Source organism: Methylobacterium sp. 391_Methyba4, from assembly GCF_029691625.1.
GTDB lineage: Bacteria > Pseudomonadota > Alphaproteobacteria > Rhizobiales > Beijerinckiaceae > Methylobacterium > Methylobacterium fujisawaense.
In genome coordinates, this window is the sequence record NZ_CP121475.1 from 4,262,805 (window position 1) to 4,281,356 (window position 18,552).

Sequence of the window (18,552 nt, forward strand, 5' to 3'; positions counted from 1 at the left end):
TCAGGCGGCGCTGATGGGCGTCGGGATCTCGCGCGGCGTGCAGATCGAGCGCTTGCCGCCGAGGCGGATGAAGTCGAGGATCTCGCGGACCGCCGCGTGGGATTCGAAGGTCGCGGCCACGTCCTCCACCCGCTCCATCAGCGTGCCCTCGGGCGCGAAGAGCAGGCGGTAGGCGCGCCGCAGGGCGTGGATGTCGTCGCGGGCGAAGCCGCGGCGCTGCAGCCCGATGATGTTGAGCCCCGACAGGTAGGCCCGGTTGCCGAGCACCATACCGTACGGGATGCAGTCGTTCTCCAGGCCCGACAGGCCGCCCACGAAGGCGTGCGCACCGACGCGCGCGAACTGGATCACGGCGGCGCCGCCACCCAGGATCGCGTAGTCGCCGACGCTGCAATGGCCCGCCAGCATCACGTTGTTGGAGAAGATCACATGCGCGCCGACCCGGCAGTCGTGGCCGACATGCGAATTCGCCAGGAAGGTGCAGTGATCGCCGACCACGGTCTCCAGGCCGCCGCCGCTGGTGCCCGGGTTCATCGTGACGCCCTCGCGGATCAGGCAATCGGCGCCGATCGTCAGGGTCGAGGCCTCGCCCCGGTACTTCAGGTCCTGCGGCTGGTGGCCGATCGACGCGAAGGGGAAGATCCGGGTGCGGGGGCCGATCGTGGTGCGGCCCGCCAGGACGACGTGACTGATGAGTTCGCAATCCGGCCCGAGCACGACCTCGGGGCCGACATGGCAGAAGGGGCCGATCCGGGCCCCGTCGCCGATCCGGGCGCCGGACTCGATCACGGCGCTCGCATGGATGAACGGCGCGGTCACTCCGTCACCAGCATGGCGCTGATCTCGGCCTCGGCGACGAGGTTGCCGTCGACCCGGGCCTCGCCGCGGAACCACCACATGGTCCGGCGCTGATTCAGCTTCGTCATGTGGAAGCGCACCTGGTCGCCGGGGGTGACGGGCTTGCGGAACTTGCACTTGTCGATGGTCATGAAGAACACCTGCTTGGTGTTCCGTCCGTCCGCCCGGATGTGGCGGCAGCAGATCGCGCCCGCCGTCTGCGCCATGCCCTCGATCAGGAGCACGCCCGGGAAGACCGGCATGTCCGGGAAGTGTCCCATGAACTGCGGCTCGTTCGCCGTGACGTTCTTGATGCCGACACAGGACTCGTCCCGGTCGATCTCGACGATGCGATCCACCATCAGGAACGGGTAACGGTGTGGCAGCAATTCCAGCAACGTCTGGATATCGGCTATGCCCAGCTCGGTGCCGGTCTCGCGCGCCGCCTCACTCATCGAAATCCGCACCTCGACTTGCCGCCCGGGGCGGCTTGCAATCCGGCCGCCCTTGGCGGGCCGAACGCCCTCTTCGGAAGAAATCGCCGGAAGCGCAAGGCCTTCCCGGTCAGGTGTCCTCGCCGCTCAGGTCCTTGCCGCCGCGCTCGGCGAGGCGGGCCAGCGTCGTCAACTCCCGGAACCAGGCCCGGACCGGCTTGGCGGGCGTTCCGCCCCAGCGGCTGCCCGGCGGCACGTCGCGGTTGACGTTGGACGAGCCGGCGATCTGCGCACCGCGGCCGATGCGCAAGTGGCCGACGACGCCGACCTGACCGCCGAGGACGACGTAATCCTCCAGGGTGGTCGAGCCCGAGATGCCGACGCCCGACACGATGACGCAGTGCCGCCCGATCACGACGTTGTGGGCGATCTGCACGAGATTATCGATCTTGGTCCCCTCCCCGATCACCGTGTCGCGCGAGGCGCCCCGGTCGATCGTGGTGTTGGCGCCGATCTCGACATCGTCCTGAACGATCACCCGCCCGACCTGCGGGACCTTGAGGTGGCTGGCGCCCATGGCGAAGCCGAACCCGTCCTGCCCGAGGCGCGCACCCGGGTGGATGATCACCCGGTTCCCGAGGAGGGCGTGGCTGAGCGTGGTGCCGGCGCCGATCGCACAGTCCCGCCCGACGCGGACGCCGGGACCGATCACGGCATTCGGTCCGATCACCGTTCCTGCGCCGATCTCGGCACCCGGCCCGACGACCGCGCCGGGATCGACCGTGACGCCGTCCTCGAGCCGGGCTTCCGGATGGACATGGGCGCCGGACGCGACGCCGCGGACGGCGAACTGGGAGCCGGGACGCAGGGCATCGGGATGCAGACGGCCGAGCAGGGCCGCATAGGCGCGGTAGGGATCGCGGCTGACGAGGGCGACGGTGGTCGCGGGACAACGCGCCGCGAACCGGGGGGAGACCAGACACACCCCCGCCCGCGTCGCGGCGAGCGCGTCGCCGTAGCGGGCATTGTCCATGTAGGCGAGGTGCTCCGGACCGGCGCTCTCCAGGGAGGCCGCGCCGCTGAACCGGCGTTCCGGATCCGCTCCGTCGGGGAGGCTGGCGCCGGCGGCTGCCGCGATCTCGGCCAGGGTGAGGCCATCGGCGGCGGCGGTGAAGAAGATGGGATCTGACATGCTCAATAACGCGCCGGCCGGGACAATCCGGCCGGCGCGTGCAATTTTTATCAGAAGCGCGAGCCGCCGGAGAAGCGGAACGCCTGGGTCTGATCCTTGCCGATATGGCCGTACTTCCCGAGGGCCGGGACGAACACCTTCTCACCCTCGTCCTTCGTCAGAGCGTAGGCGTAGTCGAACCGGATCGGGCCGAGCGGCGAGTTCCACAGGATGGACGCACCGATCGAGGAGCGGATCGCCGCCGTGTCGCGGACGTTCACGCATTCCGGCTCCACGCCGATCGTGAAGGCGTTGAAGTTGCACTTCCCGGTCGTCGGCGAGATGCCGTTGATGAAGGCGTCGCCGTTCACGTTGAAGTTCCGCTGGCCGTGATAGCCGAACAGCGTGCCGGCATCGGCGAACAGAGCGCCCTTCAGACCCAGATCGCGCGGCACGGCCGGCAGCGGGAACTGCACCTCGAGGGTACCGCCCACATAGGTCGAGCCGCCGATCGCGTTCGAACGGGCATCGGCGATGCCGACGTCGCGCGGACCAATGCCGTTCGGTGCGAAGCCGCGGACCAGCGACGGGCCGAGGAAGAACTGGTCGGTCACCCGCAGCGGGTCGTTGTTGAGCGACGAGATGTGGCCGCCCTGGAAGCGGATGAAGCCGACGACGTCCTCGAAGATCTCCTTGTAGTACCGCGCATCGGCCGTCACGCGGAAGAACTTGGAGTCGCCACCCAGGCCGGCGACGTCGGGCTTCAGCTCGGCGTAGAGGCCGTTGCGGGGCGCGCCGATCACGTCGAGGGTCGAGTAGGCGAGCGTCAGGCCGGCCAGCGAGGTCAGCGTGTTGCCCTGCGAACCCTTGATGGCGATCGAGGCTTCGCCGTCATACGCGCAGTTCGGGTAGATCGACTGGCCGCCGATGTTCCGGCCCGTATTCGGGTCGATCGTGCCCGCCGCGTAGGTGGCGGTGTAGCCCGGGATCGGGATCGAGCAGTCGTTGTACGGCCGCTTGAGGGTGTTCGGGACCTTCAGCTCGGTGTTGTACAGCGAGTAGCGCAGCGTGATGCCGAACTCCTCGGTGATCGGCAGGCCGAGGCGGAGCTGGCCGCCATACACCGTGGTCTCGTAGCGCGAGTACCGGGTCAGGTCGGAGTACTTGTAGAAGGCGTCGAAGCCCGCTGCCAGCCGGTAGCCGAGGAAGTACGGCTCGGTGAACGAGAAGTCGACGCCGCGCGAGTACTGGCCACCCGTACCGGCCAAGCGGACGTACTGGCCGCGGCCGAGGAAGTTCGACTCGGAGACCGAGACCTCGCCGATGATGCCGTCCTGGGTGGAGTAGCCGCCCGCCACCGAGAACGAACCCGTGGGCTGATCCTCAACGTCGATGTTGATGACCACGCGGTCCGGGGCCGAGCCCGGCTCGTTGGAGAAGCGGACCTTCTTGAAGAAGCCGAGACCGTTCAGGCGCCGCTCGGCGCGGTCGGTCAGCACGCGGTTGTAGGCGTCGCCCTCGGCGATATCGAGTTCGCGACGGATGACGTAGTCGCGGGTGCGGGTGTTGCCGCGGATGTTGATGCGCTCGACGTAGACGTGCGGGCCGTCCTCGACCACGAAGCCCAGGGAGACCTGATGGCTGGCCGGATCGCGCTGGCCGGTCGGGCGGACCTGCGCGAACGGATAGCCGGCGCGATTGACCTCGCGGGTGACGTTGTTGAGCGTCTTCTCGACGTCGTCGGCGTTGTAGATGTCGCCCACGGAGGTGGCGATGTCGGTGTCGAGCTTCGTGGTGTCGAGGCCCGGCAGACGCGAATCCACCTGGACCGCGCCGACCTTGTACTGCTCGCCCTCGTTCACCGTGATGGTGATGACGTAGCCGGACTTGTCGCCCTCGACGTAGCGCGCGTCGGCGCTGACCACCTGGAAGTCGGCGTAGCCGTTCTTCAGGTAGTAGCGGCGGACCTGGTCGAGGTCGTTGGTGATGCGGTCGGGATCGTAGACGTCGGAGGTCTTGATGAACGACAGGAAGTTCATCTCCGAGGAGCTCATCAGCCCCTTCAGCGTCCGCTCCGAGTAGGCGTTGTTGCCGACGAAGTTGATCGAGAGGATGCCGGTCTTATCGCCCTCGTCGATCTGGTAGATCACGTCGACGCGGCCGTTGGGCAGGTCGACCGTCCGGTAGGTCACCTTGGCGGTGCCGCGCCCGAAGCGCTTGTAGACGTCGCGGATGCGGGCGAGGTCGGCGTTGATGATCGCCTCGCTGTACGGGCCGCGGGCCTTGGCCTCGACGATCCCCTCAAGGGTCGCCTTCTCGACCTTCTTGTTGCCCTCGAAGACAACGCGGTTGATCAGGTTGTTCTCGCGGACCGTCACCACCGTGCGGCCACCCGACTGGGCGACCTTCACGTCGGAGAACATCCCGCTCGCGAGCAGGTTGCGGCGGGCCTCCTCGGCGGAGCCGGACGCCGTCCCGGTCACGTAGGACCGGATCGTGTCGGCATCGACGCGCTGGTTGCCCTGGACGACGATCTGCTGCGCCTGGGCGGCCCCGCTCAGGACAACGCCAAGACCCGCAGTGACTAGGACGATGGTTTTCCGCACCGACTTACGTCGGGGCTTCCCCGTCAACGACATCATGCAATCGCCCGTTTCTGTTCTGGTCGCGGGGGTTAGCCCGTCACAGGCGACCGTTGATCGGCCGTCCCGTCACCTGGTCCAAGCGTGGCTTCGGTCCAAGCGTAGCTCTTACCGGGATTCCCCAGCCAAGCAAACGCGCGGGAGGCCATCGTCAGGGGATTTTGGGGGGTCGTGGCCTTCGCGCCACTTAACGGTGCGGTCAGCATGAAGACAAACCGCAGATCGTGGTGAACGCCACGTAAATGTCTGGACTGTCGGAGGTTTTCAGACCCGATCGCGATCCCGTGAACAGGATCTTAACCCGGTTTCACCCCGTCGGAGCGGTGCCATCCGGGCGGCGTCCGGGCGAGACCGCGGCGGGATTGGGGCAGCCTTTCCGGTGGAGATCCGGCGGAATCACAGGATCCCGCCGGCCCCCAATCAGGTGTTCCGCCAGGAGGCGCCGAGATTGAGGATGTCGTTCCAGGCGGCGAACAGCATCAGCATCAGCACCAGGGCGAGACCGATACGGAATCCGATCTCCTGGGCCCGCTCGCTGAGCGGACGGCCGCGCACCACCTCGAAGGCGTAGAACAGCAGGTGTCCGCCATCGAGCAACGGCACGGGGAACAGGTTGAGCAGGCCGATCGAGACGGAGAGCAGCGCGATGAGCCCGACCAGACCGCCGACGCCGCCGGTCTTGGCGACCTCGCCGGAGACGCGGGCGATGCCGATCGGACCCGAGAGCTGGTCGGCGGATTCCCGGCCGGTGACGAGCTTGCCGAGATACGAGAAGGTGCGCTCGACGACGAAGTAGGTCTCCTTCACGCCGAGATTGAGCGAATCGAGCGCCCCGTAAGTCACGAGGCGGGCCTCCGAGCCCGCGGGCGACCGGATGCCGAGCCGGCCGATCCGGTGGCGGCCGAACGGCGTCTTCTCCTCGAAGGTGGCGGGCGTCGCGTGGATCGTGATGGGCTGGTCGTTGCGCTCCACCGTGAAGGTCAGCGGCGTCCCGGCGCTGCCGGTCACCGTGCGGTACATGGCGTTGAAGTCGCCGATCTTCTCGCCGTCGATGGCGGTGATCACGTCGCCGGGCTGGAAGCCGGCCTGGGCGGCGACGCTGTTCGGCTCCACCGACGAGACCCGGGCGGGCAACTCGTAGCGGCCGCCCAGCCAGATCGCGCCGGCGAAGAGCAGGATCGCCAGGATGAAGTTCGCCACAGGGCCGGCGGCGACGATCGCCGCGCGCTTGGACACGGGCTGGGTCGGGAAGCTGATCGCCCGCTCCTGCGGGCTCATCCGGGCGACGGCCTCGGGATCGGGCATGCTGGCGCCGTTCACGTCGCCGTGGAACTTCACGTAGCCGCCGAGGGGGATGGCGCAGAGCTTCCAGCGGGTGCCGCGGCGGTCGTTGAAGCCGAACAGCTCGGGGCCGAAGCCGAGCGAGAAGGCGTGAACCCCGACCCCGCACCAGCGCCCGACCAGGAAGTGGCCCATCTCGTGCACGAACACCACGACGGTGAGCACGAATAGGAACGGAATCACTGCGCCGAAGAAGCCGCCGGCGGTTCCGCCCATCGCGTTGAGGAAGTCCATACGCCGTATCCTGGCCGTCTCGGCGCCGGCTTCTCGGGCCGGCCATCCGCCCTGTCTAGCAGATCGGCGGGTCCGACCGCCAACGCAATCCTGCGGGGCGGCTGCGGAAGGTCGCACGCGCGGTCAGATTCCGCACCCGCCGACCGCCCGGGATCGGAGCAGCCCGTCAGTGGCCGGCCCCGCCGCCCGCACCGGCCTGGGGCCGCCGGATCATGGGAACGGCGCAGGCCATCGCCAGGAACAGGACCGTCAGCGCCAGGAATACATCCTCGAAGGCCATGACCAGGCCCTGGATCCGCACGGTGTTGGTCATCGCCTTCAGCGCCATGCCCGACGCGGCGCTTCCATAGGCCTCGAAGCCGCGCTGCATCGTGTCAAGGCGCTCCAGGGCGGCCGTGTTCGCCCAGGTGAAGCGCTCGTGCAGCCGCGCGAGATGGAGGTCCCACCGGTCATTGAGGATCGTGTTGATCAGCGCGAGGCCGACCGCGCCACCGAGGTTACGGGTCAGGTTGAACAGCCCCGACGCGTTCTTCATCCGCGCCGGCGGCAGCGTTCCGAGCGCGATGTTGTTGATCGGGATCATGCACAGCATCAGCGAGCAGCCACGCAGGATCTGGGGCAGGAGCAGCTCGTAGAAGTCCCAGTCCTTGGTCAGGCCGGTGACGATCCACGTGCCGCAGGCGAAGCCGACGAAGCCGATGCCCATCATGATGCGGGGATCGACCTTGCCCGAAAGCCGGCCGGCGATGGGGGCGGTGGCGAACATGCACAGGCCTGAGACGAACATCGTCTCGCCGATCATCAGCGCCGAGTAGCCGCGCACCCGGGCCAGATAGACCGGATAGATGTAGGTCAGCCCGTAGAGCCCGATGCCCAGCACGAAGCTCGCCACGCACCCGCTGGCGAAGTTCCGGTCCGAGAAGGCCCTCAGATCGACGATCGGCTGCTTCGCCGTGAAGACCCGCCAGAAGAACAGCAGCGCCGACGTCCCGCAGATGACCGCGCAGGCGAACACCGCCTCGTCCTGCAGCCAATCGTGGTTCGGCCCCTCCTCCAGCACGTATTCCAGGCAGCCGAGGAAGCCGGCCATGAAGGCGAGACCGGCCCAGTCGAACGATTTGATCAGGCCGTAATTCGGCTCGTCGAAATCGACCAGGATCCAGGTCGAGACGGTCACGAAGATGCCCGGCACGACGTTGATCAGGAACAGCCAGTGCCACGACATGAGATCGGTGAGATAGCCGCCCACCGTCGGGCCGATCGTCGGCGCCAGCGTCGCCACGAGCCCGATCATCGGCGACACGATGGTCCGCTTCGAGGGCGGGAAGATCGTGAAGGCCGCCGCGAACACGGTGGGGATCATGCCGCCGCCTATGAAGCCCTGGAGCGCCCGCCAGACGATCATCTCGCCGATCGACGAGGAGGTGGCGCACATCAGGCTCATCAGGGTGAAGCCGCCCGCCGAGATGGCGAACATCCAGCGCGTCGAGAGCACCCGTGACAGGGTGCCGGAGAGCGGGATCGAGATGACCTCGGCGATCAGGTAGCTGGTCTGGACCCAGGGGATCTCGTCGCCGGAGGCCGAGAGGCCGGCCTGGATCTCGTTCAGGGAGGCCGAGACGATCTGGATGTCCAGGATCGCCATGAACATCCCGAAGACCATGCAGACGAACGCCACCATGCGGCGGCGGTCGAGGGGCGGCTCGGCGGCGCGGGCCGTCACGCCGCGCGTCGGGGCGGCGGCATCGCCCGCGGAGGTGGCGGCACTGGCGGCCATCGCGGGTCTCAGCGGCTCGCGGTGTTGACCGGCCGCGGCGCGGAGGCGCGGTCGAGGACGGAGCGGTCCGCGCCGGTGCGGGTATCGACCCGCACCACCGCCGACAGGCCCGGCCGCAGCAGGCCCTCGCGGGCGACCTCCTCGGGCACCCTCACCCGGACGGGCAGGCGCTGAACGATCTTGGTGAAGTTGCCCGTGGCGTTGTCGGGCGGCAGCAGGCTGAACACCGAGCCGGAGGCCGGCGAGAACGATTCCACCACGGCGTGGATCTCGCGGTCCGGATAGGCGTCGACCGTGACGGTCACGGGCTGGCCGGGACGCATGCGCTCGACCTGGGTCTCCTTGAAGTTCGCGTCGATCCGGACGCTCTGGAGCGGGACGAGCGCGGCGATCCGCGTGCCGGGCCCGACATAGGCGCCGGCCTCCACGGCCTTGTTGCCGACGACCCCGTCGAAGGGCGCGCGGATCACCGTGAAGTCGAGGTCGCGGCGGGCCCGGTCGACGGTGGTGCGGAGTTCCGCCGCGAGGCTCTCCGCCTCGCGCTTCTGCGCGTGGAGGACGTCGACATTGGCGCGGGCCGCGACGAGGCCGGCCTCCATGGCCTTGACGGAGGCCTCGGTGCGGTCGCGGTCGGCGCGCGTCTGGTCGATGCGCGACTTGGCGACGTAATCCGCCTGCATCTGCATCGACCGGGTGAAATCGGCCTGGGCGCGAACGGCGTCGGCGCGGCTCGCGTCGAGCTGCGCGGCGGCCTGTGCGACCTGCGCCTGGGCCGCCTCGGCTTGCCGGGCGATCCGCGCGATGGTGCTCTCCTGCGTGGCGAGCTTGTCCTGCGCGGCCTGGAGCGCGAGGCGATAGTCGCCGTCGTCGAGTTGGGCGATGACGTCGCCCTTCTTCACCGCGAGGCCGTTCACCACCGGGACCGACTGGAGGTAGCCCGGGATCTTGGCCGCGAGGACGGAGATGTCGGCCTGGACGTAGGCATCGTCGGTGGAGACGAAGAACCGCCCGACGGTCCACCACTGCCACCCTTCATAGGCTCCGCCGCCCAGGGCGGCCGTCAGGAGGCCGAGCAGGAGGAGCCGCCTGACGGGACGCTTGCGCGCCGGGACCGCCTCGTCCGGCACGGGCTTCGGCAGAGGTGCCGTGACTGAGGCCTGCGCAGGGTGCTCCGCGCGCTCCTCGTCTCTGGCCTCGATTCCGGCCTCGAGACTGGAATTGAGCCGATCCGCGTCCTCGCGAAGGGACATATCAGCGCCTCGACCTCAATGACCGAACGGTTCGGTCAATAACGAGGCACGGCTTGACGTGCCTCCGCAGAAGCCGCAGATTATGTTGACCGAACGGTTCGGTCAAGCGTGGCGGCGCCACGGGCGCGGAGCGGGACGATGGCTCAGGGTGCGGTTCTGGAGCGAGGTCAGGCCCAGCACGAGGGCGACAAGCGGCAGCAGATCCTCGAGGGTGCGCGGATTGTGTTCCTGTCGGCGGGGTTCGACGGTGCCAGCATGGGCGAGATTGCCCGCGCGGCCGGCGTCTCGAAGGGCACGCTCTACGTCTATTTCGAGAGCAAGGAGGGGCTGTTCGAGGCGCTGACGACGCAGGAGAAGGCCAGCCTCGCCGAAGCCCTGTTCACGCTCGATGCGGATGATCCCGACGTGCCGGGCGTGCTCACGCGGCTGGGGGTGAGCTTCCTGACCGAGATGTGCCGGCCGGAGCATGTCTCGCTGGTCCGCATGGTGATCGGTGCGAGCGAGAAGTTTCCCCGCTTCGGGCAGGTCTATTATCAGGCCGGTCCGGCCTGCGGCGTCGACCGCCTCTCCCGCTATCTCGACGCGCAGGTCCAGGCGGGACGCCTGACCATCGCCGACACCGAACTCGCGGCCCGACACTTCCTGCACCTCTGCCAGGCCGGTCTGCTGACGCGCCTGCTGTTCGCGGCAGGCGGCATCGCCGGCGAGGCCGAGATGCGCCATCAGATCGACGAGGCGGTGCGGGTGTTCCTGGCCGGCTACGGCCCGGCGCGCTGAGGCGAAGGTTCAGCCGGCGGCGCGCAGCTCCGGCAGGGCCTCGGCGCTCCAGATCCGGACGTGGGCGTCGATGGCGAGCGCCTCGTCCACGTCGGCCGGCGCGGTGCGGTATGAGCCGGCGAAGTGCGTGCAGGCGCGCTCGACCAGATCGCTGATCCCGTAGAAGCCGATCCGGCCGGCAATGAAGGCCGCCACCGCGATCTCGTTGGCCGCGTTCATCACGGTCGGCGCCGCGCCGCCGGCGGCCAGCGCCGCCCGGGCGATCCGCAGGCAGGGGAAACGCGCCTCGTCCGCCGCCTCGAAGGTGAGCGAGCCCAGCGTCACGAGGTCGAGGGGCCGACCGCGCTCGATGGCGAGCCGGTTCCCGAGCCCGAGGCAGTGCGAGATCGGCACGCGCATGTCGGGCAGCGCCAGCTCGGCGGTCACCGCCCCGTCGAGCCAGTAGACCAGGCCGTGGATCACCGATTGCGGATGCACCACGACGTCCAGGCGCTCGGGCTCGATCCCGAACAGATGGTGCGCCTCGATCAGTTCGAGGCCCTTGTTCATCAGGCTCGCCGAATCGATGTTGATCTTCATGCCCATCGACCAGGTCGGATGAGCGGCCGCTTCGGCCGCGGAGGCGGCGGCGATGCGCTCGCGGGTCCAGGTCCGGAACGGGCCGCCCGAGGCCGTGATCATCATGGTGCGGACGTCGGCGAGCGGCCGGCCGGCCAGCGCCTGGCTCAGGGCGTCGTGCTCGGAATCCATCGGCAGGATCGTGGCGCCGTAGCGGGCAGCGTCGCGCATGAAGGCGTCGCCGGCGCAGACGAGGCTTTCCTTGTTGGCGAGCGCGACCTTGCGGCCCAGCCGAAGGGCGGCGTGGGTCGATTTCAGCCCCGCCGCCCCGCTCACCGCCGCCACGACGATGTCGGCGTCGCGGGCGGCCGCCTCCATGACGGCGGCCTCCCCCGCCCCGCTCGGGATGCCGGAGCCCGACAGGGCCTCGGCGAGGGCCGGGCCGGCGGATTCATCGGCCAGTGCCGCGAAGGACGCATTCAGCTCCCGCGCGACCTTGGCCAGGGCGACGGGATCCTTGCCCCCCACCAGGGCGCCGGCCCGGAACCGGTCGGCATGCTGGGCGAGGAGGTCGGCGGTGGAACGGCCGATCGAGCCGGTGGCGCCGAAGACGGTGACGACCTGGGTCACGGGTTCAACTCCCTCATCGTCACGCGATCAGACCGCCCCCGCGCAGGGCGAGATAGAGGGCCGCCAGCACGGCGACCGCGAAGAATCCGTCGAGCCGGTCCATGACGCCACCATGGCCCGGGATGATCTTTCCGGAATCCTTCACGCCGAAATGGCGCTTGAGACCGGATTCGATCAGGTCCCCCGCCTGACTCAGGACGGAGGCGAGCGCGCTGACGCCTGCCACAACCGGCAGGGAGGCGGCGCTGGGCAGAGGCATCCCGGCAAGGTCGGCGACCACCGGGACCAGCGTCCCGGCCGCGACCGCGCCGACCAGGCCGCCGAGGGCCCCCGACCACGTCTTGTTGGGCGAGACCCGGGGCATCAGCTTCGGGCCGCCGATCTTCCGGCCGGCAAAATAGGCAGCAATGTCGGTGGACCAGACCACCGCAAACATCCAGGCCGGACCGACGAGACCGATGGCGGGATCGTCGCGCAGGGCCACGGGCACCGCCGCGATCGCCGCCGCGCCGAGCACACCGGCGAACGCGCGGAACCGGCCCCCAGGCGTCCGCGCCACCGTGGCGCAAGCCGCGGCGCCGAGTACAAGGACAGCGATGCAGGCCGGTGTCGGGGCACCGCCGCGCTGGCAGAGCAGCAGGGCGCCCAGCGTCGCAGCGCCCAATGCGATCAGAACCTCGCGGGGCTCGGTGCGGCTCATCACCATCCACTCGCCGAATCCGATGATGCCGGCGGCGAGCCAGATCCCCGCGAAGGGCCAGCCCCCATAGACGAGTGCGGCCAGCACGCCGGCCCCGAGCACGAGGCCCGAGGCGACGCGCAGCCACAGCTCGCGCCGTCCCGAGGGACGCGCGGCCGGTGCGGCGGCGGCGGTCACGCGCGTCCCGTCCCTTCGCCTCAGACCTGCATGATCTCCTTCTCCTTGGAGGCCAGCACGCCGTCGATCTCGGCGATGAACTGGTCGGTCGCCTTCTGCACGTCGGCGGCCTGGCGCTTCTCGTCGTCCTCCGAGATGGCGCTGTCCTTCAGGAGCTTCTTCAGATGATCGAGGCCGTCCCGGCGGACGTGGCGCACGGCGACGCGGGCCTCCTCAGTGTACTTGTGGGCGACCTTGACCATCTCCTTGCGGCGCTGCTCGTTCATCTCGGGGATGCGGAGCCGGATGGTCTGCCCCTCGGTCTGCGGGTTGAGTCCGAGATCGGATTCGCGGATCGCCTTCTCGACGGCGGTGACCATGCTGCGGTCCCAGACCGAGATCGACAGGAGCCGGGGCTCCGGCACGCTGACGGTGGCGACCTGCGCCATCGGCATCATCGATCCGTAGGCATCCACCTGGATCGGATCCAGGAGCGACGGCGTGGCGCGCCCGGTGCGCAGCGAGCCGAGATCCTTCGAGAGCGAGGACACGGCGCCCTGCATCCGGCGCTTGAGGTCGTTGAGATCGAATTCCGGTGTGGCCATGGTGGTCGTCCCGAGACGTCTGACGGTATCTTGAGCCCGGCGCGGGCAATCGCGGCCTCAATGGACGAATTTTTTCAGGGCCGCAAACGGTCGCGGCGGCATCACAGCCGCGTCGTCAGGGAGCCACGAGGGTCGAGGGGGCCTCGCCCGACAGGATGCCGGCAATCGAGCTCGGCGGATGGAGCGATCCGACGAGGATCGACAGCCGGCTCTCCCGGGCCAGCGCGAAGGCCGCCGTGTCCATCACCTTGAGATCGCGGGCGATGGCCTCGTCATGGGTGATGCGGTCGTAGCGGGTCGCGCTCGGATCCTTCTTGGGATCGGCCGTGTAAACGCCGTCGACCTGCGTCGCCTTCAGAACCGCGTCGCAGCGCAATTCGGCGGCGCGCAGGACGGCGGCGGTGTCGGTGGTGAAGAACGGGTTCCCGGTGCCGCCCGCGAGGACGACCACCTGCCCCTTGTCGAGGTGGTGCAAGGCCGGCTGGCGGGCGTAGGTCTCGCAGATGGTCGGCATCGACACCGCCGACATGGTGCGGGCCTGGACGCCCGCGGCGTTCAGGGCGGTCTCGATAGCCAGGGAATTCATGACGGTGGCCATCATCCCCAGCGAATCCCCGGTGGCCCGATCGATCCAGCCGGCCGCCGAGATCCGCGCTCCGCGGATCATGTTGCCGCCGCCGACCACGATGGCGATCTCGGCGCCGGCCTCGATGGTACGGGCGATGTCCTCGGCGAGCCCCGCCAGGGTCGGCGGATGCAACCAGTACCCGTCAGGGGCTGCAAGGGCCTCGCCCGATAGCTTCAGCAATATCCGGCGAAACGGCGTCGTATCCGGCATCGGGTTTCCCGGCTCCATCCCGCGTCGCGCAAACCGGGAGGCTTCTACGTCAGGCGCGGGAGTTACGTCGAGGGGTTCGGGCCGATCCGGCGGGGCACATCGGTCGAATCATACGGGAGAGATGGCCCAATCCCGGTAGGACCATCCGTCAACGGGCGAGGCGCCGGCCTGATCGTGGATCAGGCCGGCACCCGGTTTTCAGCTGCCGGTCAGGACGCCGACGGCGCCGAGAACGGTCATAACGAGACCTGAGGCGAACACGCCGATCATCAGGTAGGAGAAGGGTTTCAAAGGCATGGGCACGACATAGCGCAGCGCCGCGAAACGGCGTGTGCGCCGCAACACGGTCCGGCGTGGAACGCTTTGGCGCGCCCGAAAATGCGAAGCCCCGCCCGGCTCGCGCCGGACGGGGCTCGTCTCTCTGCGGCCCGGCGCGCCGGGCGATCGCGGACGATGATCAGGCGCGGCCGGCCTGCTGGGCGACCTCGGTGGCGAAGTCCGGCCCCTCTTCCTTCTCGATGCCCTCGCCGAGGGCGTAGCGCACGAAGCCCGTCAGGGTGACCGGACCGCCGACCTTCGAGCCGGCCTCCTTGAGAACCTGGCTCACCGTCTTCGAGCCGTCGTGCACGAAGGGCTGCTCCAGGAGGGTGACCTCCTTGTAGTAGCTCTTCAGGCCGCTCTCGATGATCTTGGCGAGGACGTGGTCCGGCTTGCCGGCGTTCTTCTCGCGCAGGATGTTCGACTCGCGCTCCACCGTGGCGGTGTCGACGCCCGAGGCGTCGAGCGCCACCGGGTTGGTCGCCGCGACATGCATGGCGATCTGGCGACCGAGGGCCGAGAGCGCCTCGACGTCGCCCTCGGACTCGAGAGCCACGAGCACACCGATCTTGCCGAGCCCCTCGGAGATCTGGTTGTGCACGTAGGAGGCGATCACGCCCTTCTTGACCTCGAGCTTGGCCACGCGCCGCAGGTTCATGTTCTCGCCGATCGTGGCGATCAGGTTCTGCAGCTTCTCGGAGACGGTCTCGGTGGCGCCCGGGAAATGGGCGGCCTGCAGACCCTCCAGCGTGCCGTCGGTGTTGAGCGCGATCTTGGCGGCCTCGCGGACGAAGGCCTGGAAGGCGTCGTTGCGGGCGACGAAGTCGGTCTCGGAGTTCACCTCGACCACGGCGGCGTGGTGGCCGGCGGACTCGACGGCCACGAGGCCCTCGGCGGCGACGCGGCCGGCCTTCTTGGCGGCCTTGGCGAGACCCTTCTTGCGCAGCCAGTCGACGGCGGCCTCGATGTCGCCCTGCGTCTCGTTGAGCGCGCCCTTGCAGTCCATCATGCCGGCGCCGGTCTTCTCCCGGAGCTCCTTCACCATCGCGGCGGTGATGTTGGCCATGGCGGTCCCTTTCGTGTGGTCTGGATGCGAGAGGCCCGGCGCGCGGGTGAGCGGCCGGGCCCGGTATGCCTGGAACCGCGACGGCCCGATGACGGTGCCGCCGCGGAGTCCCGATGGATCAGGCTGCGGCGGCGGCCTCGACGAAGCCACGGGCCTGCGAGACCCACGAATCGCGGTCGATGCGGCCGTTGAGCTTCAGGTCGGCGTCGACCTTGGCAACGTCCTCGGGGGTCATCGCGGCGAGCTGCCAGTAGTGGTAGATGCCGGCGTCGTTCAGCTTCTGGACGATCTGCGGGCCGGCGCCGTTGAGCTTGGTCAGGTCGTCCGGCGCGCCGCGCGGGGCGGCGAGCAGCTCGAAATGCTCGGTCGACTCGGCGAGCATCGCCACGTCGGCCGGGTCGAGGGCGTCGGACTCGACCGTGACGGCCGCGTCGTCGTTGGCGGGCAGCTCCTCGGCCATCGGCTCCTCGGAGGCGCCGAGATCCATGCCCGACGAGCCCTGGGCGCGCGAGATGCCGTCGATGGCGGCCTTGGCGATCAGGTCGCAGTAGAGCGCGATGGCGCGGCCCGCATCGTCGTTGGCCGGGACGATGTAGCTGATGCCGTCCGGGTTGCAGTTCGTGTCGACGATGGCGGCCACCGGGATGCCGAGGCGGTTCGCCTCCTTGATCGCCAGCTGCTCCTTGTTGGTGTCGATCACGAACAGCAGGTCGGGGACGCCGCCCATGTCCTTGATGCCGCCGAGCGCCTTCTCGAGCTTCTCCTTCTCACGGGAGAGCATCAGGCGCTCCTTCTTGGTCAGGCCCGGGCCGCCGGTCTCCAGCGTCTCGGTGACCTTGCGCAGGCGCGAGATCGAACCCGAGATCGTCTTCCAGTTGGTGAGCATGCCGCCCAGCCAGCGGGAGTTGACGTAGTACTGGGCCGAGCGCTTGGCCGCCTCGGCGATCGTGTCGGCCGCCTGGCGCTTGGTGCCGACGAACAGCACGCGGCCGCCCTTGGCGACGGTGTCGCTCACCGCCTGCAGCGCCTGGTGCATCGCCGGCACGGTCTGGGCCAGATCGATGATGTGGATGTTGTTGCGCGTTCCGAAGATGTAGGGCTGCATCTTCGGGTTCCAGCGGTGCGCCTGGTGACCGAAATGCGCCCCCGCCTCGAGGAGCTGACGCATAGAGAAATCGACGGCCATGTCTGTGTACTCTCCGGTTATATCCGCCGCGGAGGGATGCGGCCGTCCGAGATCTCGGACGACCACCGGAAACGCCTCATTCAGGCATGAGGCCGGCTCCGCGTGTGGGATGGGCCGGCGCTTAGCAGAGGCCGGGTGCGAAGGCAAGGCGCGGAACGGGGGCCGCGCGATCGGCATCCAGGCCCCGGCCGTCGTCGGCGCAATCGTCAGTCTTGCGTCAATCTTGCCCGGTCGCCGCGCTGGTCGCCCTCGAACACGGGACGGCTCACGCAGCCGCAAACACCGCCGCCACGTCCCCGGCGGTCATCACCCGGTAATCCCCCGCCGCCAGATCCGCCGGCAGGTCGAGGCCGCCGACCCGATCCCGGTGCAGGGCCGTGACGTGGTTGCCGACGGCGGCGAACATCCGGCGGACCTGATGGTAGCGGCCCTCCGTCAGCGTCACCGCACAATGCGTGGTATCGGCGACGTCGAGGTGCACCGGCAGCAGCGGGCGGTCCTCACCCTCGAGCATCAGCGTGCCGGCGGCGAAGACCGCCGCCTCCCCGCCGCTCAGCGGCCGGTCGAGGGTGACACGGTAGCGCTTGGCCACCTGCGCCTTCGGGCTGATGATCCGGTGCAGCAGAGCGCCATCGTCGGTCAGCAGCAGGAGGCCCGAGGTCTCCTTGTCGAGCCGCCCGACGGTCGAGAGCGGCGGGTCACGGCGGCGCCAGCGCTCCGGCAGAAGCCCGTAGACCAGCGGACCGGCCTCCTTGTGCGAGCAGGTCACGCCGAGCGGCTTGTGCAGCATCAGACACAGGCCGGGCAGCGGATCGACGGGCGCGCCGTCGATCGTCAGCCGGTCCGGCAGATCCGGGTCGAGGGCGATCCGGTCGCCGGCATCGTCCAGATCCGCGCCATCGAGGCGGATCGCGCCGGCGCGGGCGAGGGTCTGGATCTCGCGGCGCGAGCCGTAGCCGAGATTGGCGAGGAGCTTGTCGAGCCGGACGGACTTGGCTGCGCTCACCGGCGCGCCTCGTAGACGCGGAAGCCGTTCGCCTGCACGGCGACGGAGACGCTCCGGAACGCCGCGCGCAGGGGCGCCTCGTAAGGCAGATGCGCGTTGGCCACGAGCCAGAGCGTGCCGCCCGGCCGCAGAACCTCGGATGCCCGGGCGATGAATGCGCGGCCGAGGGACGGGTCCTCGGTTCCGGCCTCGTGAAACGGCGGATTGGTGACGATGAAGTCGAGCTGGTCCGGCACCACGCCGGGCGTCCGGACATCCGCCCAGTGGATCGTGGCCCGCGGGTCGGCGACGTTGCGCCGGGCCATCTCGACGGCCCGGCGGTCGATCTCTACCAGCGTCAGGGCGGTGACCGCGTCCGAGCCCAGCACCGCTCGGGACAGGATCCCGAGGCCGCAGCCGAAATCGGCGCCGCGGCCCTTGAAGGCCGGCAGATTCGCCAGGAGCAGCGCCGTGCCGGCATCCAGCCGGTCCCACGAGAAGATTCCGGGCTGCGTGCACAGGGCGAGGTTGTCGACATGGCGCGGACCGCCCTCGTCGATCGCCTCGGCGAGTCCGGCCGGCTCTGTCGGGCGCTCCGCCGTGCAGATCCGGTGATGCCGGCGCGGCTGGTCGGCGGCGGCGCAGCCGAAGGTCGTGAGTTCCTTGGCGAGACGGGTGCCGCCCCGGTCCTTCGGGGCCAGGGCGACCATGCGCCCGCCCGGCCCGAGGGCGCGCAGCACCTGGGCCAGCACGTAGCGCCGCTCGACCGTTCCGGGCGGCGCGAGCACCGTGGCCGCGTCGAGGCTGTTCTCGGACAGATCCTCAAGCCGTGCGGCGCCGGGGATCATGGGGGAAAGCTGGACGGCGTCGCCGGGAACCTCAGCGAGGTCGGCCGGCGGCAGGCCGTAGACGGCATGGCGCATGAACGGTTCGGGATCTGGAGAGCCAACGCCGGAACGCGAATCCGCGGCGGAGCGGGGCAAGCCCGCGCCCGACTCGGTTCATCCGGGGGAACACCGCGTTTATACCGGAACCGGCCGGGAAGCC

17 protein-coding genes are annotated in these 18,552 nt (G+C 69.3%); 1 reads left to right on the top strand and 16 read right to left on the bottom strand.

Going from position 1 to position 18,552, the window contains the following annotated elements; all coding sequences use genetic code 11:
* The 7 genes from lpxA to P9K36_RS20050 all read right to left on the bottom strand — a co-directional run bounded on the left by lpxA (position 1) and on the right by P9K36_RS20050 (position 9,686).
* On the bottom strand, positions 1-819 hold the full coding sequence (gene lpxA, locus P9K36_RS20020; RefSeq protein ID WP_043351218.1) for an acyl-ACP--UDP-N-acetylglucosamine O-acyltransferase: 819 nt from the start codon (positions 817-819) through the stop codon (positions 1-3).
* Positions 816-1,292 carry a 3-hydroxyacyl-ACP dehydratase FabZ gene (fabZ, locus tag P9K36_RS20025; RefSeq protein ID WP_043351216.1) on the bottom strand — a complete coding sequence of 159 codons (477 nt, stop codon included), beginning with the start codon at positions 1,290-1,292 and terminating at the stop codon, positions 816-818. The genes lpxA and fabZ overlap by 4 nt, the downstream gene beginning before the upstream one ends.
* Before the next feature lie 109 nt (positions 1,293-1,401).
* Positions 1,402-2,463, bottom strand: a complete 1,062-nt coding sequence (gene lpxD, locus P9K36_RS20030; protein WP_278305860.1) for a UDP-3-O-(3-hydroxymyristoyl)glucosamine N-acyltransferase — start codon at positions 2,461-2,463, stop codon at positions 1,402-1,404.
* A gap of 50 nt (positions 2,464-2,513) precedes the next feature.
* Positions 2,514-5,084: an outer membrane protein assembly factor BamA gene (gene bamA, locus P9K36_RS20035; RefSeq protein WP_053609505.1), complete on the bottom strand. Its 2,571-nt coding sequence runs from the start codon at positions 5,082-5,084 to the stop codon at positions 2,514-2,516.
* Between the two features lie 420 nt (positions 5,085-5,504).
* Entirely contained in the window at positions 5,505-6,659 is a 1,155-nt protein-coding gene (locus tag P9K36_RS20040; protein ID WP_278305861.1) for an RIP metalloprotease, read from the bottom strand.
* Positions 6,660-6,825: 166 nt separating this feature from the next.
* A complete protein-coding gene (locus P9K36_RS20045; RefSeq protein WP_043758796.1) occupies positions 6,826-8,436 on the bottom strand; it encodes a DHA2 family efflux MFS transporter permease subunit in 1,611 nt (536 codons plus the stop codon).
* A gap of 8 nt (positions 8,437-8,444) precedes the next feature.
* Positions 8,445-9,686 carry an HlyD family secretion protein gene (locus P9K36_RS20050; RefSeq protein WP_278305862.1) on the bottom strand — a complete coding sequence of 414 codons (1,242 nt, stop codon included), beginning with the start codon at positions 9,684-9,686 and terminating at the stop codon, positions 8,445-8,447.
* Between the two features lie 138 nt (positions 9,687-9,824).
* On the opposite strand from P9K36_RS20050, the gene P9K36_RS20055 reads away from it, so the two are divergent.
* Positions 9,825-10,463 (top strand): TetR/AcrR family transcriptional regulator, encoded by a 639-nt coding sequence (locus P9K36_RS20055; RefSeq protein WP_278305863.1) that lies wholly within the window; start codon positions 9,825-9,827, stop codon positions 10,461-10,463.
* Positions 10,464-10,472: 9 nt separating this feature from the next.
* Here the strand turns inward: P9K36_RS20055 and dxr are convergent, their stop codons facing one another.
* The 9 genes from dxr to P9K36_RS20100 form a co-directional block, all read right to left on the bottom strand.
* Complete coding sequence (gene dxr, locus P9K36_RS20060; protein WP_278305864.1) at positions 10,473-11,651, bottom strand: 1-deoxy-D-xylulose-5-phosphate reductoisomerase; 1,179 nt, start codon at positions 11,649-11,651, stop codon at positions 10,473-10,475.
* Positions 11,652-11,670: 19 nt separating this feature from the next.
* Complete coding sequence (locus P9K36_RS20065; RefSeq protein WP_278305865.1) at positions 11,671-12,528, bottom strand: phosphatidate cytidylyltransferase; 858 nt, start codon at positions 12,526-12,528, stop codon at positions 11,671-11,673.
* Positions 12,529-12,548: 20 nt separating this feature from the next.
* Positions 12,549-13,112 carry a ribosome recycling factor gene (frr, locus tag P9K36_RS20070; RefSeq protein ID WP_043351205.1) on the bottom strand — a complete coding sequence of 188 codons (564 nt, stop codon included), beginning with the start codon at positions 13,110-13,112 and terminating at the stop codon, positions 12,549-12,551.
* 115 nt (positions 13,113-13,227) lie between these two features.
* Entirely contained in the window at positions 13,228-13,950 is a 723-nt protein-coding gene (pyrH, locus tag P9K36_RS20075) for a UMP kinase (RefSeq protein WP_043351203.1), read from the bottom strand.
* Positions 13,951-14,148: 198 nt separating this feature from the next.
* A complete protein-coding gene (locus P9K36_RS20080; RefSeq protein ID WP_158498464.1) occupies positions 14,149-14,292 on the bottom strand; it encodes a hypothetical protein in 144 nt (47 codons plus the stop codon).
* 115 nt (positions 14,293-14,407) lie between these two features.
* Positions 14,408-15,334 carry a translation elongation factor Ts gene (gene tsf, locus P9K36_RS20085; RefSeq protein ID WP_043382788.1) on the bottom strand — a complete coding sequence of 309 codons (927 nt, stop codon included), beginning with the start codon at positions 15,332-15,334 and terminating at the stop codon, positions 14,408-14,410.
* A gap of 118 nt (positions 15,335-15,452) precedes the next feature.
* The gene (locus P9K36_RS20090; protein ID WP_012320390.1) at positions 15,453-16,520 is read right to left on the bottom strand and encodes a 30S ribosomal protein S2; all 1,068 of its coding nucleotides are present in this window, start codon (positions 16,518-16,520) and stop codon (positions 15,453-15,455) included.
* Positions 16,521-16,785: 265 nt separating this feature from the next.
* The gene (locus tag P9K36_RS20095) at positions 16,786-17,526 is read right to left on the bottom strand and encodes a 16S rRNA pseudouridine(516) synthase (protein WP_278305866.1); all 741 of its coding nucleotides are present in this window, start codon (positions 17,524-17,526) and stop codon (positions 16,786-16,788) included.
* Positions 17,523-18,428: a class I SAM-dependent methyltransferase gene (locus P9K36_RS20100; RefSeq protein ID WP_043351191.1), complete on the bottom strand. Its 906-nt coding sequence runs from the start codon at positions 18,426-18,428 to the stop codon at positions 17,523-17,525. Before P9K36_RS20100 ends, P9K36_RS20095 begins: the two co-directional genes overlap by 4 nt.
* Positions 18,429-18,552 lie beyond the last annotated feature (124 nt).

Coding starts and splice junctions, on each gene's coding strand:
- fabZ (WP_043351216.1), bottom strand. CDS start 1,292: ATGAGTGAGGCGGCGCGCGAGACCGGCACCGAGCTGGGCATAGCCGAT.
- lpxD (WP_278305860.1), bottom strand. CDS start 2,463: ATGTCAGATCCCATCTTCTTCACCGCCGCCGCCGATGGCCTCACCCTG.
- bamA (WP_053609505.1), bottom strand. CDS start 5,084: ATGATGTCGTTGACGGGGAAGCCCCGACGTAAGTCGGTGCGGAAAACC.
- P9K36_RS20040 (WP_278305861.1), bottom strand. CDS start 6,659: ATGGACTTCCTCAACGCGATGGGCGGAACCGCCGGCGGCTTCTTCGGC.
- P9K36_RS20045 (WP_043758796.1), bottom strand. CDS start 8,436: ATGGCCGCCAGTGCCGCCACCTCCGCGGGCGATGCCGCCGCCCCGACG.
- P9K36_RS20050 (WP_278305862.1), bottom strand. CDS start 9,686: ATGTCCCTTCGCGAGGACGCGGATCGGCTCAATTCCAGTCTCGAGGCC.
- P9K36_RS20055 (WP_278305863.1), top strand. CDS start 9,825: ATGGCTCAGGGTGCGGTTCTGGAGCGAGGTCAGGCCCAGCACGAGGGC.
- frr (WP_043351205.1), bottom strand. CDS start 13,112: ATGGCCACACCGGAATTCGATCTCAACGACCTCAAGCGCCGGATGCAG.
- pyrH (WP_043351203.1), bottom strand. CDS start 13,950: ATGCCGGATACGACGCCGTTTCGCCGGATATTGCTGAAGCTATCGGGC.
- tsf (WP_043382788.1), bottom strand. CDS start 15,334: ATGGCCAACATCACCGCCGCGATGGTGAAGGAGCTCCGGGAGAAGACC.
- P9K36_RS20090 (WP_012320390.1), bottom strand. CDS start 16,520: ATGGCCGTCGATTTCTCTATGCGTCAGCTCCTCGAGGCGGGGGCGCAT.
- P9K36_RS20100 (WP_043351191.1), bottom strand. CDS start 18,428: ATGCGCCATGCCGTCTACGGCCTGCCGCCGGCCGACCTCGCTGAGGTT.